This window comes from Photobacterium frigidiphilum, assembly GCF_003025615.1.
In the GTDB taxonomy this organism is placed as follows: domain Bacteria; phylum Pseudomonadota; class Gammaproteobacteria; order Enterobacterales; family Vibrionaceae; genus Photobacterium; species Photobacterium frigidiphilum.
In genome coordinates this window covers 1-18,400 of sequence record NZ_PYMJ01000033.1, presented here as the reverse complement: position 1 = coordinate 18,400, position 18,400 = coordinate 1, and the positions used below count along the sequence as shown (strand labels likewise).

General features: G+C 40.7%; 15 protein-coding genes. 8 read left to right on the top strand and 7 right to left on the bottom strand.

Annotated features, from left to right (window positions below; all coding sequences use genetic code 11):
* Positions 1-332: 332 nt before the first annotated feature.
* The 6 genes from C9J12_RS23380 to C9J12_RS23355 are packed head-to-tail and all read left to right on the top strand — an operon-like array spanning position 333 to position 8,420.
* Positions 333-1,727, top strand: a complete 1,395-nt coding sequence (locus C9J12_RS23380; protein ID WP_107244909.1) for an HlyD family type I secretion periplasmic adaptor subunit — start codon at positions 333-335, stop codon at positions 1,725-1,727.
* Between the two features lie 5 nt (positions 1,728-1,732).
* Entirely contained in the window at positions 1,733-3,046 is a 1,314-nt protein-coding gene (locus C9J12_RS23375) for a TolC family outer membrane protein (RefSeq protein ID WP_107244908.1), read from the top strand.
* Positions 3,047-3,063: 17 nt separating this feature from the next.
* Positions 3,064-3,654: an OmpA family protein gene (locus C9J12_RS23370; protein ID WP_107244907.1), complete on the top strand. Its 591-nt coding sequence runs from the start codon at positions 3,064-3,066 to the stop codon at positions 3,652-3,654.
* 28 nt (positions 3,655-3,682) lie between these two features.
* Positions 3,683-4,348 (top strand): transglutaminase-like cysteine peptidase, encoded by a 666-nt coding sequence (locus C9J12_RS23365; protein WP_107244906.1) that lies wholly within the window; start codon positions 3,683-3,685, stop codon positions 4,346-4,348.
* 5 nt (positions 4,349-4,353) lie between these two features.
* Positions 4,354-6,297, top strand: coding sequence for a bifunctional diguanylate cyclase/phosphodiesterase (locus tag C9J12_RS23360; protein ID WP_107244905.1), 1,944 nt, complete (start codon positions 4,354-4,356; stop codon positions 6,295-6,297).
* Complete coding sequence (locus tag C9J12_RS23355; RefSeq protein WP_107244904.1) at positions 6,294-8,420, top strand: type I secretion system permease/ATPase; 2,127 nt, start codon at positions 6,294-6,296, stop codon at positions 8,418-8,420. The genes C9J12_RS23360 and C9J12_RS23355 overlap by 4 nt, the downstream gene beginning before the upstream one ends.
* Before the next feature lie 182 nt (positions 8,421-8,602).
* Here C9J12_RS23355 and C9J12_RS23350 read toward each other — a convergent pair whose 3' ends face one another.
* The 3 genes from C9J12_RS23350 to C9J12_RS23340 form a co-directional block, all read right to left on the bottom strand.
* Positions 8,603-10,546: a monovalent cation:proton antiporter-2 (CPA2) family protein gene (locus C9J12_RS23350; protein ID WP_107244903.1), complete on the bottom strand. Its 1,944-nt coding sequence runs from the start codon at positions 10,544-10,546 to the stop codon at positions 8,603-8,605.
* A 2-nt stretch (positions 10,547-10,548) separates the two neighbouring features.
* Positions 10,549-11,166: an NAD(P)H-dependent oxidoreductase gene (locus C9J12_RS23345; protein ID WP_107244902.1), complete on the bottom strand. Its 618-nt coding sequence runs from the start codon at positions 11,164-11,166 to the stop codon at positions 10,549-10,551.
* A 211-nt stretch (positions 11,167-11,377) separates the two neighbouring features.
* Positions 11,378-11,773: a hypothetical protein gene (locus tag C9J12_RS23340; protein ID WP_107244901.1), complete on the bottom strand. Its 396-nt coding sequence runs from the start codon at positions 11,771-11,773 to the stop codon at positions 11,378-11,380.
* 305 nt (positions 11,774-12,078) lie between these two features.
* Here C9J12_RS23340 and C9J12_RS23335 point away from each other — a divergent pair, with 305 nt between their 5' ends.
* On the top strand, positions 12,079-12,717 hold the full coding sequence (locus C9J12_RS23335; RefSeq protein ID WP_265416164.1) for a DUF1007 family protein: 639 nt from the start codon (positions 12,079-12,081) through the stop codon (positions 12,715-12,717).
* A 4-nt stretch (positions 12,718-12,721) separates the two neighbouring features.
* On the top strand, positions 12,722-13,849 hold the full coding sequence (locus C9J12_RS23330; RefSeq protein WP_107244899.1) for a nickel/cobalt transporter: 1,128 nt from the start codon (positions 12,722-12,724) through the stop codon (positions 13,847-13,849).
* A gap of 145 nt (positions 13,850-13,994) precedes the next feature.
* On the opposite strand, the gene C9J12_RS23325 is transcribed toward C9J12_RS23330, so the two are convergent.
* The 4 genes from C9J12_RS23325 to C9J12_RS23310 all read right to left on the bottom strand — a co-directional run.
* Positions 13,995-14,987: a metal ABC transporter substrate-binding protein gene (locus C9J12_RS23325; RefSeq protein WP_107244898.1), complete on the bottom strand. Its 993-nt coding sequence runs from the start codon at positions 14,985-14,987 to the stop codon at positions 13,995-13,997.
* Between the two features lie 16 nt (positions 14,988-15,003).
* Positions 15,004-15,870 carry a metal ABC transporter permease gene (locus C9J12_RS23320; RefSeq protein WP_107244897.1) on the bottom strand — a complete coding sequence of 289 codons (867 nt, stop codon included), beginning with the start codon at positions 15,868-15,870 and terminating at the stop codon, positions 15,004-15,006.
* Positions 15,867-16,646, bottom strand: a complete 780-nt coding sequence (locus C9J12_RS23315; RefSeq protein WP_227876439.1) for a metal ABC transporter ATP-binding protein — start codon at positions 16,644-16,646, stop codon at positions 15,867-15,869. Before C9J12_RS23315 ends, C9J12_RS23320 begins: the two co-directional genes overlap by 4 nt.
* Positions 16,647-17,093: 447 nt before the next feature.
* Positions 17,094-18,400, bottom strand: a 1,307-nt coding sequence (locus tag C9J12_RS23310; protein WP_227876438.1) for a carbohydrate-binding protein, incomplete at its 5' end; no start/stop codon positions are given.

Here is an 18,400-nt window from a genome sequence, read left to right as displayed (position 1 = left end):
GCAAAAAATAACACTTTACGTCAATATATTGGCAGTTTATCATCTGGAATAATCTGTTACAAACATACTGACAGAAGACAAATTAAACCAATTGCACATAACAGTGTATTTTATAAGTAGTGAATAGCATAATGAGTAGATCCCTCATCTATGTTTTGTATAGAAAAATGCACCTTAAGCACCTGTGGAGCAAGATGCATTTAATGACATAAGAAGAAATAGCAAGATATGAAACTTTTACTCTCTGTTTTATAAAGAATATATTTTTTTAAGACTAGAATGTAAGTAGATGTTTGCTGTATAAATTTTTAGGCTACTGCATTGGTAATTTTATGGCGAAGAAAAACCGAGCACTTTCAACTACTCAATTAGACTTCGTTGATGACAAATCAGCGGCTTTATTGCTAAATACACCACATAGTGCGCGAATAATGCTTTGGGTGATGGTGTTGTTTTTTATCGTTGCAATTGCTTGGGCATCTGTCGCCAAGCTAGATAAGGTAACAGTTGGCACAGGGAAGGTAATTCCATCATCGCAGCTACAAATTGTGCAAAACCTAGAAGGCGGCATTGTCAAAGAAGTGTTGATAAAAGAAGGACAGCATGTAGAGCAAAATCAAAAGCTGCTATTGATTGATGACACTCTATTCCGATCCGATTTTCGTGAGCGAACGCAAAACTTGGCAGGATCTCAAGCTGACTCTATACGCCTAAATGCTTTATTAAATAGCGTCACGATTCACAAAAAAAATGCAAATAGTAACTGGCGAAAAAGTGTTGATGTAGAAGATAACATTCTTAAATTTGATACCAATTTTGAAGATAAACATAAAAGACTGGTTCAACGTCAAAGAAATGAATACAACGATAACATTTCAAATGTTCAAAACCAACTGTCAGGAATGGCACAACAGATTAGTCAAAAAGAGCGTGAATTAATCGAAACTAAATCACGTATGAATAACCTTCGACGTAGCTATAACATCGCCAGTAAAGAATATAACATCACAAAACCTCTAGCTGATGAAGGCGTTGTACCCAAGATTGAATTGCTCAAACTACAACGGCAACTAAACGATACTAAGCGTGAATTGACATCTGCAGAGCTACAGATACCGGTTACACAGGCAACAATTCAAGAAGTGATTTTCAAATATATTAATATCGCATCTAATTTTCGCTCTGAAGCACAAGCAGAATTGAATGAAACCAGTTACCAACTCGACAGTTTATTAGAATCACAGGTGGGCCTTGAAGATCGCGTCAATCGAACTGTCGTTTTATCTCCTGTAACAGGCACAATCCAAAAGATTCATGTCAATACTGTGGGCGGTGTCATTCAACCAGGAATGGACCTAGTTGAGATTGTTCCATCAGAAGATAATTTACTGGTTGAGGCAAAAATCGCACCTCAAGATATTGGTTTTTTACGTCCAGATTTACCTGTAATGATCAAATTTAGTGCTTATGATTTTACAGTTTACGGTGGTTTGTCTGGTTACTTAGAAACAATCAGTGCTGACACGATTCAGGATGAAGAAGGAAATAGTTATTACCAAGTACGTATAAGGACTGAAGATAACACCCTTAAAGGACCAGATGGTGAGCCCTTACCTATCATCCCTGGTATGACCGCGTCGGCAGATATCATCACAGGCAAGCGTTCTGTTTTAGATTATCTGCTTAAACCAGTGCTCAAAGCGCGTCAAACAGCGTTAAGAGAGTAATTATAATGATAACAAACCAACGCATTAAAAAGATCGCTCTAGTAATTAGCTTACAATTTATGGCTATGCCTGTGATGGCTCAATCATTAGAGCAAGCTATTGCTCAAACCTTAAGCTCAAACCCGGAAATCCGAAGTGCCTATAATGAATTTATGAGTCGTAACGAGCTCATTGATGCATCAACGGGAGACTACCTACCTTCTGTCGATCTAGAGGCCGGTATTGGCTATGAAGATTACGATAACAAGTTAGGCACTAAAGGGGAATTTGACCCTCGAAATGCAAAAATATCAATCAGACAATTACTGTGGGATGGCTCAATAACGTATAACGATATTCAGCGTAATAAAGCAGAAACAGAAGCTCAACGTTACCAATTATTGTCTGACGCACAAGACATGGCACTAAAAGCCACAGAAAGCTACCTCGATGTATTACGTGCTCAAGAAATATTAGCGCTGTCTGAAGCCAACTTTGCGGTTCACCAACGCATGTATTCAGATATTAAAAAGCGTGCCGATTCAGGCATAGGTTCTACTGCAGATCTAGCTCAAGTAGCAGGTCGTCTAGCTCGTTCAAACACCAATTTATTATCAGCAAAAAGTAACCTAAACGACAAAAATACAGCTTATATTCGTACAATTGGAGCATATCCCGAGGCGTTAGAAAAACCAGAAGTCGACATAAATTACGTGGCGAGCTCGCTTGATGACGCAATGGAAAAAGCACGAAAGAACAACCCTGTTATTTATGTGGCTTCTAATGATATCGAAGCTGCTCAGCAACAATATGAACAGGCTAAAGGCACATTTTATCCATCATTCAGTATTGAAGCTTCTCAAGAATGGGGAGAAGAACTCGATGGTTCACGTGGTGATACCGATGAGTTCAAAGCAATGCTAAAAATGCGTTATAACCTCTATAACGGTGGCTCTGATGCAGCAAAAAGTCGTCGTGCGGCATACCAAATCAATAAATCTAAAGATGTTCGTGATCGCGCCCACCGCATGCTAGATGAAGGCACGCGTTTAGCATGGAGTGCCATGGAACTGGCATCTGATCAAACTAAATTTTTGCAAGAACATGTTGATGCTTCTGCTCGAACAGTCATCGCTTATGAGAAACAATTTAGAATTGGTAAGCGAACGTTATTGGACGTATTGAACACAGAAAATGAGCTATTTGAATCACGTAAAGCCTATCTAAATGCCCATTACAGCGGTATTTTAGCCAAATACCGTGTTTTGAATGCGACAGGTTTACTACTCGATGAAATGCGTGTTGATGTACCAGAGAGCTGGGTTAAAACAGTCAAATAAATAAGGGAATAATAACAATGAAACGAGCTGTAACCAGTTTATTAGCACTCACCTTATTTGGCTGTTCTGTCACAGTGGAAGAGCCTCCTATTGCTGAGCAATCACAAGACCAACGGGATTTTGATAACGATGGCGTTATTAACGCTCGTGATAAATGTGCTGACACCCCACATTCTGCCATCGTAGATAATGATGGCTGCCCAACCAGCGTAAATCGTGAAGAAGAAAATGATGTACGGGTTCTTTTTGCCAATGATTCATCAACAATACCTGAAGTCTTTTTGTCAGAAATTCAGCGTATGGCTGATTTTTTAGAGGTATACCCAGAAACGTATATTGAATTAAAAGGTTATGCGAGCCCAGTCGGTAACGCAGAATACAATATTGGTCTATCAAAACGACGAGCTGCAAAAGTACGCGAACAACTCATTGCCGAAGGTGTTGCTGCACAGCGAATAAAAACAATTGGCTTTGGCGACGCTGAGCCAGTCGAAGCAGAATCAAGTGAAGCCACTAACACGCTAAGCCGTCGTGTTGTTGCACGTGTTATCGGTTCAAAAGGTAGCCTTGTTGAAGAATGGACTATTTTTACGTTAAGAGATAATTAATGCTTTCACTGATAATTGACCCAATAGAATGAAGAGAGTGGCTTTCTGGGTTCTCGCTCTATTATTATCAACAAGTGCGATTGCATTGACGGATAAAGAGTCGAAGCAAATCAATACCATCATGCAATTTTATGGTGAACGTGCTGGAAAGCGAGTGACGGCATGGCGGAATATTGTTAATGATAATGCTTCACAAGATATTGATACCAAGCTACAAGAGGTAAATAATTTCTTTAACCAGCTGATTTTTATTGATGATATCAAGCTATGGGGAAAAGAAGACTTCTGGGCGACCCCCCTTGAGTTTCTAGGTGTGGGGGCTGGTGATTGTGAAGATTTCAGTATTGCAAAATACTTCTCGTTGCGTGAATTGGGCGTTGCCGATAACAAGTTACGATTAGTATATGTAAAGGCACTAGAACTTAATCAGTTTCATATGGTGGTAGCCTATTACCCTACCCCGTCATCTGTACCATTGCTGCTTGATAACCTTAATGGTGACATTAAGCCAGCAACAGAACGACCAGATTTACTGCCTATATACAGCTTTAATGCTAGCAAACTCTGGTTGATGAAACAGAAAGGACAAGGACAGTTAGCAGGTAAAGCTTCCAGGTTAAGTTTGTGGAATGACCTACGCCAACGTTCAGATCGTATAAAACTGAATAGACCTAAAATTAACTTTGATGAGTGACCACAATGACACTTTATAGACAACTCTTGATATGGATGCTGGTTGTATTTTTTGCGCTTATCACCTCCGTGTTTGTGATTCAATTCAACACAACACGTGACTTTTTACGTGAGCAACAATCAACAGAAATAGATAATGCGATCAGTGCTGTTGGTATGGCGCTGGCCCCCTACTTGGAGGTCAATGACACAATATCTGCAGAGTCTGTAATCAATGCCACCTTTGACAGCAGCTTTTACAGCAAAGTGCACTTAAGTATGTTGAATGACAGCGGTGAAATTGTGCGCAGTTATCCTACGCAGGTAGCAGGTGTACCCAGCTGGTTTCAAAGTGTAATAATCATTGAGCCTATCACTCGAACCACGACCTTAACCAGTGGTTGGATGCAACTAGCAAGCCTCACTGTAACCAGCAGCTCTATCTATGTTTACCAGCAACTTTGGCAAGCCAGTTTACAACTTCTGATCGGCTTTACTGCCACGTTCTTGTTAGGCTTACTATTTCTCGCATTTATTTTATCCAAAGTACTTAAACCGCTAAAAGCGATTCAAATTCGTGCCCGTCAAATGTCAAATAATCAATTTGGCGACCCTTTAGCTATTCCCAACATTCGCGAGTTAAGTGACGTTGTTATTGCGTTTAACCATATGAGTGCACAGCTTAAAGTTCATTTTGATCAACAAGCACAAGAAGCTGATAATTTACGCATTAGGGCTTATCAAGATCCGGTATCGGGGCTAGCAAACCGTAGTTACTTAATGACTCAACTTAATTCTTGGTTATCATCACCATCAGAAGGCGGTATCGCATTATTAAAAGTGGATTTAATTACAGATGCCTATCTACAAGATGGATATGAGGCTGGTGATTACCTAGTACAAACACTGTCTGTTCGGATGAAAGAGCTCATCAACGATGATTACACTATTGCGCGCCTTAACCAGTGCGAATTCATGTTACTCGCGCCAAATATCACAGCTGCTGAGCTAAAAATAATTGGCCGCTCATTACTGCACATGACATCTGAACTGCAAAGCGATCCTCTCGATCTTGCTCCAGTTCAAGCGACTGTCGGTTTAGTCATGCGCAACCATGATGATAATATTACAACGCTACTTGCTCAAGCTGACAATGCTCTAATGCAAGCAAGGCAACAACCGCAAGAGCCCCTTGCATTATTTGATGTAAAAGAACAAAGCGACACAGGCAAACAAACCACTATGGGTAAGCAACAATGGAAAGCATTAGTAGACGAAGCTATTGCTAATAAGTTGTTTAAATTCAATTTCCAAAAAGCAATTGATCATCACCAGAACACCCTCCATCAAGAAGCATTTGCCTACATTAAGAAAGGCAGCCAACATTACTCGGCAGCACAGTTCTTAGGTGCAATAGAACAATTAAATGCGGGTACACATATGGATATGCACATTATCGATGAGCTATTCAATGTGCTAAATAGCGATAAAAATGTCGGAAACATTGCCGTTAATATTACAAAAAGTAGTGTGAACGACACTGGATTTATTCGCTGGCTAGCCAATAAAATGCAATCTAACCCACAACTGAAAGAACGTATTATATTTGAGCTTCCTGAAATTTGTTTTATTAAACATAGCGACAATGCAGGGTTATTGTGTGAAATTATCCATCAAAATAACTTCGCCTTTGGTATCGATAATTTTGGGCATAATTTCAGTTCGATCGGCTATCTTAATAAGTTCCGTCCGGCTTATGTAAAACTGGATTTTGCCTATACTCATCAAATTGAACATCAAGTTAAAGCTGATGTACTCGCATCAATTACCCGCACAGCGAATAATCTATTAATCACCACCATCGCCACTCGTGTTGAAACAATTAGCCAGCAAGAAAAGCTGGCCGAACTCATGGTGCGAGGTTTCCAAGGCTATGTGGTAGATAAAATAAATAGCGAGAAAACAGTATGAAAGACCCACTACTGCAGTCTTTAGTCTATGTTAGCCGCTATTATGGACAAGCTAACTCTCCTGAAGCCTTGGTTGCAGATCTTCCCCTTGCCGATGGTCTTCTTACTCCATTCCTTCTACCTCGTGCAGCCGAAAAAGCAGGTTTGCAAGCCAAAGATAGCAAAATTGCACTCAAAGACATCTCACCGTTATTATTCCCTGTCGTCGCACTATTAAAAGGTGGCGATGCATGTGTTGTGCTGAGTGTAGATAATGAAAAAGGCGAAGTAGAAGTTGTACTGGCACAATCAGACGATAGCCAGCAATGGATAAGCCTTGATGACTTAAACCAGCAATACACTGGTCATTTATTTTTGATGAAAAAACGCTTTCGATATGATGAGCGTTCACCTGAAATATTAAAAACGCGTGATGGCCACTGGTTTTGGAGTACATTATGGGAATCTCGTAACATCTACCGAGATGTATTCATCGCTTCCATTTTGATCAATATTTTTGCTATTTCTGCCCCTCTTTTCACTCGTCTTGTTTACGATAAAATAGTACCTAATCTTGCGTTTGACTCTTTATGGGTACTGGCAATTGGTATCACCATTATTTTTGGCTTTGATTTAGTGCTAAAAGTCATGCGTAGTTACTTCATTGACTTAGCCGGAAAAAAATCAGACCTGTTAATTTCAGCTAAAATATTTAGCCGAGTCATGGGTATTCGTATGGAAGCCAAGCCGCCTTCAGTGGGTGCGTTTGCTCGTCATATGCAAGAATTTGAATCCATAAGAGAATTTTTTACCTCTGCCACAGTTTCATCAATGATTGATTTACCATTTGCATTGATGTTTCTTCTTATTATTTGGTTTGTTGCAGGCCCTCTAGCACTTGTCCCTTTGGTTGCGGTAACTATTCTGGCTATTTATAGCTTACTCATTCAACGACCTTTACGTCGTAGTATTGAAGAAGGTTCTCGTCTTTCATCGCAAAAAAATGCGAACTTAATTGAAAGCTTGAGTGGCTTGGAAACCGTGAAGCTGTTTGGGGCACAAAATCAATTTCAATACCGTTGGGAAGAAGCAGTTGCTCACATGGCCAACTGGGGGATCAAATCTCGTCGTCTTACTGATTCGGTTCAAAATACTGCAGGGTTTTTACAGCAATTCGTGTCCGTTGCCATGATCGTATTTGGCGTATATCTCATTGCTGATGGTCAGTTAACCATGGGCGGACTCATTGCCGCCACCATGCTAAGCGGACGAGCTGTTGGCCCTATGGTGCAACTTTCATTGTTATCAACTCGTTATAATCAAGCAAAATCAGCGATGACAATCATCGAACAGCTCATGCAGATGCCGACAGAGCAAGAAGATGGTAAACGCTACATCCACCGCCCTGTTATCAAAGGGAAAATTGTTTTTGATAAAGTCAGCTTTACTTACCCCAATGCAACCAGCGCAGCACTTAAAGACGTGAGCTTCACGATTAATCCGGGTGAGAAAATCGCCATTATTGGCCGTATTGGTTCTGGTAAAACCACAATTGAACGCTTGATTATGGGATTATATCAGCCCATTGAGGGATCGGTTCAAATTGATGATACCGACATCAACCAACTTCATCACATTGATGTACGTCGAAATATCGGTTGTGTGCCTCAAGACATAACCTTGTTCTTTGGTTCTATTCGCGACAACATCATATTGGGTCGCCCGTTAACAACGGATCAAGACATTTTACTTGCCGCAGAACGAGCAGGGGTAACAAACTTTACACAGCAAGATGCAGCAGGTTTAGAGAAACAAGTCGGTGAAGGTGGCGCATCTCTTTCAGGCGGGCAACGTCAAGCCATTGCGATTGCACGTGCTCTGGTTGGAAAGCCTCCCGTTCTGTTAATGGATGAACCAACAAGCAGCATGGATAACCGTTCAGAGATGTACATTAAGCATCAATTAAAAAGCTTATCTAAAGATGAAACGCTTATTCTTATTACTCATAAAACCAGCATGTTAGATATTGTTGACCGTTTAATTGTGATGGAACAAGGGCACATTATTGCTGATGGTCCTAAAAATCAGGTGCTCAAACAATTAAGTGAAGGCAACGTTACTCGAGCAAGAGCCAGTAACGAATAAGTCGCGAAGCTAGAATAATCTAGCCACAACTATCAATGATAAAATAGAAAAATAACAGTAAAAAGCACTCGAGCAATGAAATAAAAGTGGTGAGTTAAATGGCAATATTCACAGCCTTAACTCATCACTTATTTTTTTAAAATACAGTTCCCAAACAGATGAATGTTTTTCTACACAACAACTTAGTTCTCATCGCCTTTTTCTGCTTGTAGCTTCTCGACAACATCCGAGTATCCTTTGGGTGGTGGTGTCCACCCTCGTTCACTTTTTGCATGTTTATCACTGCGTTCACCTTTCATCGCTTCACCTAGCGCTTCTTCTAACTGCATAAAGAGTTCACGGTAAGACGCATTAAACTTGTTCTCTTCCGTGCTTTCTTTCCATGTTTGGTAAAGCACTTCTTTACTTTTTGCTTCTGTTTCGACGAATGCAGCTTTTAACTGCTCGGCGCGAAACGGATGAAAACCAACATCCTTCAATGCTTGAGTACCTAAAGCCAATGCAGAGCGGTATGTTTCGCTAATCATATAATCAGCCCCAGCACAGCGTAGCGCATAATGATGGCCTCGATCGTAGGCACGCGCTAATATGCGAATATGTGGATAGGATTTTCTTACATATTTCACCAATTCAACCGCACGCTCTTTATCGTCGATAGCCACAATCATGACTTTGGCTTCTTCTATTCCCGATGTGTGCAGTAAATCAGGACGAGTCGCATCACCAAAGAAGCTTTTAATACCAATACTGCGCATGTTTTCAATCTGTCCGACCTCGTGATCGAGCACGACAGTTTTAACCCCATTCGCCACCAGCAAGCGGTTAACAATCTGACCAAAACGACCAATACCCGCGATGATTACAGTACCTTGCTCATCAATTTCATCGGCTTCTCGTTCATTCTCTGTTTTCTGGAAACGTGGAAGAATCACCTTGTCGAACAGAATGAATAAGCCCGGTGTTAAAAACATCGACAGAGCAACAACTAACGATAGTGTCTTTGCAATATCAGTTGGAAGTACATGGTTTTGCACGGTATAGCTCAATAACACAAAACCAAACTCACCCGCTTGTGCCAAACTAAGGGCAAAAAGCCAACGGTCACTACCTTTCACTTTAAAGATAAATGACAGTACAAGTAGCACTGTTGCTTTAATTAGCATAACCCCCAGCGTTAAACCAATTACCGTACTGAAGTCACCGAATAACACACCAAAATCAATGCCTGCACCGACTGTGATAAAAAATAGCCCCAGTAATAGACCTTTAAACGGCTCAAGGTTAGATTCAAGCTCATGTCTGAATTCGCTGTTAGCTAATACAACACCGGCTAAGAAAGTGCCCAAAGCAGGTGATAACCCGACCAAACTCATTAAGGCTGCAATACCAATCACCAGCATGAGTGCTGTCGCTGTAAATATCTCTCGTAAGCCTGAACTGGCAACAAAGCGAAATAGTGGACGACTTAAAAAGTGCCCGCCAACAACAACGATAACAATAGCCGTAATAACCACAATGGCATAAGCCCAGCCAGGAAGCCCAGCAACAAGGCTAAGCTCTTCGCTATGTTCAGATGCTGTTTGCACTAGATTTTGCGCTTTTTCTACTAACTCTGGTAACGCCAACAATGGAATTAAAGCCAGCATTGGGATAACCGCAATATCTTGGAACAGAAGAACCGAAAATGCAGTGCGACCGCCTTCAGTTTTACCTAATCCTTTCTCATTAAATGTCTGAAGTACAATTGCCGTTGAAGAGAGTGAAAAAACCAAACCGATTGTTAATGCAACCGTCCAACCAATCCCCATAGCCATCGCAATAGCCATCACAATAAAGGTGCTAAGCCCAACCTGCAGGCCTCCCAAACCGACAAGACGATGGCGCATATCCCAAAGCATTCTTGGTTCTAATTCTAACCCCACTAAAAACAGCATCATCACGACACCAAATTCAGCAAAGTGTTGAATGGTAGTTGTCTCGCTACCCACTAAGCCAATAACAGGCCCTATCACCACACCTGCGATTAAATACCCTAATACCGAACCTAATCCCAGTCTTTTGGCGATAGGCACTGCAATAACAGCTGCAAATAAATAGATAAATGCCTGAAGAAAATATCCCGTCATGATTAATCCCTTATAAGTCGTGGAAGATCATGATTTAGCTTTGATAGCTCACTCGCGAGTACCAAATCCATCTTATTATCTCGCAAAGCAACGAGTACCTTTTTCCAATCATCGACATGTGCATGAATACGTTTTTCTTCAACAGCAGTACGCGCTCCAAATAAAGCAAATGGCGCAAGAAACTGCATACCCGTTAGATCAGCCGTCTGCTCTAAAGGTTGAAGTAACTCTCGAATAGTAAAATGGTTATACCCTTCAGAACGATAGGCTTTTTCAGAACCACCAGCGGTAAGTGAACATAAGAAACTTTTACCATGTAGTTCGGTGCCATCTGAACCATAAGCAAAACCATATTCCAATACCAGATCTTGCCACTCTTTTAAAATCGCGGGTGTTGAATACCAGTAAAGTGGAAACATAAAGATAATAACATCGTGATCGCGCAAACGTTGCTGTTCGATATCGATGTTAATACGAAACGTAGGATACTCACTGTAGAGATCTACCGTCGTAACATTATCGATGGTTTTAGATGCTTCAAACAATGGCGAATTAACTTCTGAACGCGATTGCGATGGATGCGCAAAAAGGATCAGTATTTTCTTTTGTATACCAGACATGCCGCTCCTTTGATTTTTGTTTTAATTATTTTTTCTGTTTATAGCTCGATAGTTTATACCTTGATACTTAATCGACATATAACATTATCCCAACAGATTAACTTAAGCCGCTGATATAAAAATAGAACAGATGAAAGTTTTTACGATTAAATGACAATGAGAATCTCACGTTATAACCGTGTTAAGCCAACATTTATAACGTAGAAAATCATTATGGTTCTTTTTTTTTGCTCGTTTTTTGCTCTAAATTTGTCGCATCCCAATAAATGTAAACAGACTCATTTTTCAATTTAAAAATCACACCATCGACCCCCAACCCTCTTTGCCTATAAACGGTATTCCCCTTTTGATCTTCATAGTTACCAGGGTTATCTCCTACAGGAGTGAAGCTGTAAGTAACCTCATCAGATCGCGTTATCGTTACATTCCCTTTCCGTTGAGAAAATGTACAAGGAGACGTAATAGCTGGCTTTTCACTGCCTTTTATATATATATCGCAACGAGCGGGTGTTGAATCAGCATAAGCCACCCCATTCAACAAAACGCTTAGCAAGCCCAGTACCTCCCACCGCACTTTGCCCTTAAATACGCTATTTACCGTCTTCATCGTTCAATTCCAAGCTCATTAGACTTTTAAAGTGTACACCCAAGTAACCCTCAAGGCGCAGGATTCAGAGCACCTTGAAGTAACTTGGGCATAGCCGGATAAATGAAATTTAAGGCTCCAAAAAACAAAGCTAGATACACAGATTGCAATGTTATAACATAACCAAAATTACTTTAAGTCAAGTCTATTAGAACGCGTTTAAGGGCGTGTTAAAGACATATGATAATGACAACAAGAGCCTTAATTTGAATATTTTTATCAATCAATTAACCAGCCTTCTCATACAACATCGTCACTCAAAAGGAATATCGTCTCGTCTTTTTACTCTGATCTTCTGTGTGCTATTTCCATTCACAGTTCAAGCTCATCCTCATTCTTGGATTGATTTAAAAACTGAAATAGAGGGCAGCCAAAATCAAATAACCGGACTTAAAATGTCTTGGACTTTTGATGCAATGACATCCGCTTACATGCTTGATGGTGAAGATTTATCGACCGAAAACAAAGCAAAAACGATGCAGAAAGTTGCCGACTCTGTCATGAAAAACATGATGGGGGAGCATTACTTTACGTATTTTTATGATGGTGATACACCCATCAAGTATTCTTTAGCCAGACGAGGTGTACTCACCCAGCATAGATCAAAACTCACGCTTGATTTTGAGCTACCACTATCGAAACCCAAAGTACTCGATGGCGATCCTTTAAAGCTACTAATTTTCGAACCGAGTTATTACGTTGATATGAGCTGGCAAACAAAAGGAGATATTCAACTTTCTCCCGATCTTGCTAAACATTGTTCATTGGAATTAATTGAACCGAATCCAACCTCAGAGCAAATGTCTTATGCGATGTCATTACCCGCTGATGCCGACCCAGATAATGCTCTCGGGCAATTATTCACACAAACTGTCTTGATTACATGCTCAGAGAATAAAGGATAAATTGATGACGAAAACACAAACAGCACAACCTTTCTTCTTTTCAAAATACGGAATACTCATTTTAACAGGTTTATTTCTTGGTACTGGATATGTCATCTGGCAAGCTTGGCCTTCACTACTGATTTCAAGCATGCAATGGCAAAAAGACATTAATAATCAACTCAGTGAACTCTTATACGATGCTCAAGCCGACAGCATAGCTGCGGGGTTATCTCTAGCTGGACTTAGCTTTATCTATGGCATGTTACATTCTTTAGGGCCTGGCCATGGGAAGTTGATTGTGAGCACATACTTAGCCACCCACCCCACCAAAATTAAGCTCAGTTTAACCCTCACTGTATTATCAGCATTGTTACAGGCCGTTGTTGCTATTGCACTTGTCTCAACCTTGCTTGTTATCTTTAATTCATCGATGCGTGAAGTAAACAGTGAGGCTAACCGCTTCGTTACTCTGAGTTTTTACACTGTTGTTATATTAGGGCTTATTATTGTGTGGCGTAATTTGCGTACACTTTGGCAATCTTTTCGGTTAAACCAATCCCTCAAGAATGCACAACAGCCGCAAACACCTGCCTTCGTATTCAACACAAATAACATTACAGCCATAAAACACATACCAACAAATACGGCCAAGCCTAACGTGATATTACGCTCAGCTCAAAACACGCATACTCTCCCCGACGATCATATTCACAGCAGTGACTGTGGTTGTGGGCATCAACATTTTGCAGATGCAGAGGTCATCAATAGCGCTTCTTCAATCAAAGAGTATTTGGTGATTATTCTGAGCATAGGCATCCGACCTTGTACGGGTGCCATTATGGTGTTGCTGTTTGCAAATATGGTAGATATGTATTGGCTAGGTGTTGTAAGTGCATTCTTAATGGCCATTGGCACGGCGCTAACAACGTCTATTATCGCAATCATGACGATAACAGGAAGGCAATTAGTTAAACGTTATCTTAATGAGAATAAACAACAAATAGACCATGATTCCAAAGACAATCAGAATGCAGAGACTTCACTTCATTTGGCAGGAACAATTGTTCAACTAGCAGGCGGGGTTGCATTAATTTTGATGGGTGCCGTACTACTTAGCTCTCAGCCTGTAGGAATGTCGCCCGTATTCTAAGTTATCACTTCCATATTATGTAACAGCTAAATAAAAGCCCAAAATCAATTACTTATTATTAGCAAATAGATATTGGGCTTTTATAACAGTCACTAGTAATTAAATACTCATCGAATTGAATGTCAATTAACGTAAAACATGAGCATCAATGTGATAGTGCTTTCACAATTGTATCCACATTATATTGCATCATTTCAATATAGGTCGACGCAGGTCCTTCAGAGCTAGATAGCGCATCAGAAAATAATTTACCACCAATTTTAGCGCCTGTTTCTCGGCTAATTTGTTCAATCATTCGGTTATCAGCAATATTTTCCATAAACACTGCAGTTACATTATCTTCGCGTATTTGCGTAATGATTGCAGCAACATCAGCTGCACTTGCTTCCGATTCTGTACTTGTGCCTTGTGGAGCAATAAAAGTCACATCAAAGTCTCGAGAGAAGTAACCAAAAGCGTCGTGTGGCGTTATGACTTTACGCTGTGATGCTGGAATTTTATCTATTTCGGCATGTAACTGAAGTTCAAGCTTATCAAGCTTTTGAATGTAATGAAGGGCATTCGCTTCATAATCACTGGTGTTTTTAGGATCGACCTTACTTAGCCCCTTTTCAATATTTCTCACATATATTTTCACATTCGCAATGCTATTCCACGCATGGGGATCAAACTCACCATGATGATGGTGATCATGTTCAGCATGCTCTTCATGATGGTCATTATCGTGCTCAGCATGGTGTTCATGTTCAACATGATCGCTATCATGAGTATCATGTTCGTCATTATTATGATCACCTTTCATTGCATCAATTCCATCAGACGCAACCACTTTTTCACCGATAAAATTGGAAGACTCAACCAATCGTGGCATCCAACCTTCAAATTCTAGTCCATTCACCACTAACAACTTTGCATGAGTAACCGCTTTTGCGTCCATAGGGCTTGGGCTATATACATGTGCATCACCATTTGCTTTCACTAATGTTGTTAATGAAATATGCTCGCCACCCACTTGAGAAACTAAATCCCCCAAAATTGAAAAACTAGCAACAACAGGCACTTTTTCTTCAGCCATAGCCGTCGAGCTCATACCTAAACCCAAAGCTATCAATGAAAGCATGAGAGGAGATTTTGACATTTTGTATTCCTTTCCGTTAATACGCAGAACTGTTTTTAAAAAGTAAGCCACCGTGTCGACCAAAAAGTAACGACGCAATGTAGATACACCCCATAACAAGTACGATTGCTGGACTTGTTGCGAGGCTGACGTGAAATGAAAGAAAAAGACCGAGATAGCCGCTTATAACGGAGGTAACAAAAGCAATTAGCAGCATTCCTCCTAGCTTTGCAGTCCAAAAACGGGCGACAGAGGCTGGAAGAATCATTAACCCCACAGCCATTAGCGTGCCTAGAGCATGAAAACCTGCGACTAAATTCAGTACAACTAGTAATAAAAAGCAATAGTGAGCGACAGCACTTAGCTTACTGACGGTCTTAAAAAAAGCAGGGTCAACGCACTCCATTACCAACGGACGATACAATACCGCTAGCGTGAGCAAAGAAATGGTAGCAATAGACGTTAATAAAATAAGTGCGTCATTATTCAACGCTAATGTCGAACCAAATAACACGTGCAGTAAATCAATATTGCTGCCTTTTGCTGAAATAATGAGGACGCCAGACGCGAGCGACAATAAGTAAAAAGCCGCCAAACTAGAGTCTTCTTCCGCATTCGAGTGGCGTGCAACTACCCCGGCTAATATTGCGACAATGCAACCCGCGATAACGCCACCTATGGTCATGGCTGTAACAGAAACGCCCGAGATTAAAAAGCCAATCGCAGCACCGGGTAATATTGCATGCGACATCGCATCGCCCGTTAGGCTCATTCTTCTTAAGGTAAGAAAAACACCGACAGGCGTAGCACTAGCACTTAAAATAATACATCCCCACAATGCGCGTTGCATAAACGAAAAATCAGCGAAGGGTTCAATAAACAATGTGTATAAATCTGTAATCATGAGATATTTCGACCATAAAATGGCAGTTCTGTCGGTGATAGAGAATTAACCGAACACTCAGTGTTAAGTGGCTGCATTTCAGATGACAAGTATTGATAACCAGCCTTCGCTAAATTTTCACCTGTCATCACTGTTTCTGTTGTTCCACTAGCAATCAATTGAGTTGCAATTAACATTACATTAGGAAAAAAGCGCCTCACTAATGCTAAATCATGAATCACCGCGAGAATGGTTTTGCCTTTACGTTGACAGTCATGAATGACGGTCATCAAATCTTCCGTTGTTTGTGCATCAATCGCATTAAAGGGCTCATCCAATAACAATATATCGGCATCCTGCATTAACATTCGCGCAAATAACATACGTTGAAACTGCCCACCCGATAATGTACTTATTTGTCGATCGTCAACCCCAATAAGGTTCACCTTCTGCAAAGCTTCTTGTAGCAAACGTTGCTCAGTACAACCGAAAGCCCGCCAAAAACTGATACGTTGCCATGAACCCGCCGAAACAAATTCACGTACCGTTATTGGAAACTGGCGATCGATTTGATGACTTTGTGGTAAATAAGCAATATCCTTCAAGCAGCGATGACCAAGATCGATACAGCCCGTACTTAGCTTTAGTTGCTGCATAATACTTTTGAGGAGTGTGGACTTACCCGCTCCATTCGGACCGACGACAGCTATCAATTCCCCTTCTTCAATGAATACTGAAACCTTATCTAAAGCGAGTGATTCTCGGTAGTGAACACTCAAATTAGTAATATTGATCATAAGTGCACCACTACAATAATTGACTAAGAACAAACCAAAGACAGCTGATAACCGCAACAGCAACGACTAAGCGAAAATTCACACTTCTAAGCAATAATGACGCTGAAGGTTTGCTCGAAAGAGCATTAAATATTTCTTTATTACTTTTACATGGATGTAATGTTATATCATTACATTTGTGACGTATAATTGAAGAAAATAAAGAGGATTGGGATTCATGTTTCATGAGTAGTTATAACTTAGTCAAATGCATAATTACGGTTTGGGTATGTTATAACATAACAATTGCATTGTGCAAGAGGGTATTAGGAAAGATATTAATCACCCACTTTCAAGGTTGAAACAATTTAGACGGTACAATGATCAACAAAAAAGCCCTATCAATATGATTAACACATTGATAGGGCTAGCTATAATTACAATTTACTCAGGTTAGTGGAAACTGTATTAAACTTGGTCCCAAGGGCCACCAGCGTTGCCTGGTTGATCACCTTTTGTCCACCATTTCGCTTTATAAGTCACACCATTGAAGGTTGTTTGATCCCCTGCCGTGTAGGCTTTATCTGCTTTCCACTCACCAGTAGTACCATCGTTAAATTCAACCCAAGCAGAACTTGAACCTGGTTGCTCGCCTTTCGTCCACCACTGTGCGGTGTACTTCACACCACCGAAGAGAACAGTATCACCTGTATTGTATATTGCGTCAGCATTCCACGTTGTATCCCCACCCGTGCCTGATTCAGCTTTTACATTCACAATAACAGTCGCCACATCAGATGCTTGACCATCATTAACGGTAACCAACACGTCAATTGTGGTATCAACTTGTGTTATAGGCGCTGTAACAGTGATATCGGCACCTGTCGCGGTTACTGCAACCGTACCAACAGATGAAGAATAGGCCAGTGCATCGCCGTCTGCATCTTGTGCTGAAACTGAAATCACAACAGTTTTGCCACTGTCGACAATTACAGAAGCTGGCGTAGTGAGTACTGGCGGCGCATTTTCAACGACGCCTGAACCTTTAACATTAACCACAACATCTTTTATCACGCTCTTTCTACCATCACTGACCGATACTGTGACTATCACCTGAGTATCTGTGGCGGTATTAACTGCTTGATAAGTTATCGTCGCTGAACCATTACCATTATCGACAACGGTGGCATTCGTGGCAGTGAAAGACAATGCATCACCATCAGTATCTGTCGCAGAAACAGAGAAACTTACCGTTTGACCAGAATCAACGACCTGTGCTGTTGGCACACTTAATACTGGTGCAGCGTTAGGAACAGTACCTGCACTAAACACACGATCAATGGCTTCTGCCAAAGGCGAGCTTAATTTAGTACATTCTTTTAGCTTCGTACCATGACTAATAAATGTGCCTTCACATTTAATATCACCATGCACTTGCCACACGATTACGCCACCAAGATCATTATCAACAATGTATTGGGCTTTTTTCTCGATAGAAGGAACGTCGTCATAACTTAAGAAATACTTACCTTTTACGGCATAAGGTACTTCTGCTGCTGCATCCCACTTATGCTCCCAACCACCTTTTTGTATAATGTAATTATAATTTGGCTGGCCTTCGAATTCTTTCCAGTTATCTAAATCAGCGGAAGATAATGTTGGCCCATCAACACTAAAGTTAACGGTACGTTTTTCTGTTGGAGCCCCAAGATACGCTGTGGCTTCAGATGTTTGAACACCACGTCCATAAAAGGCTGCACCGAAGTTAATCTTGT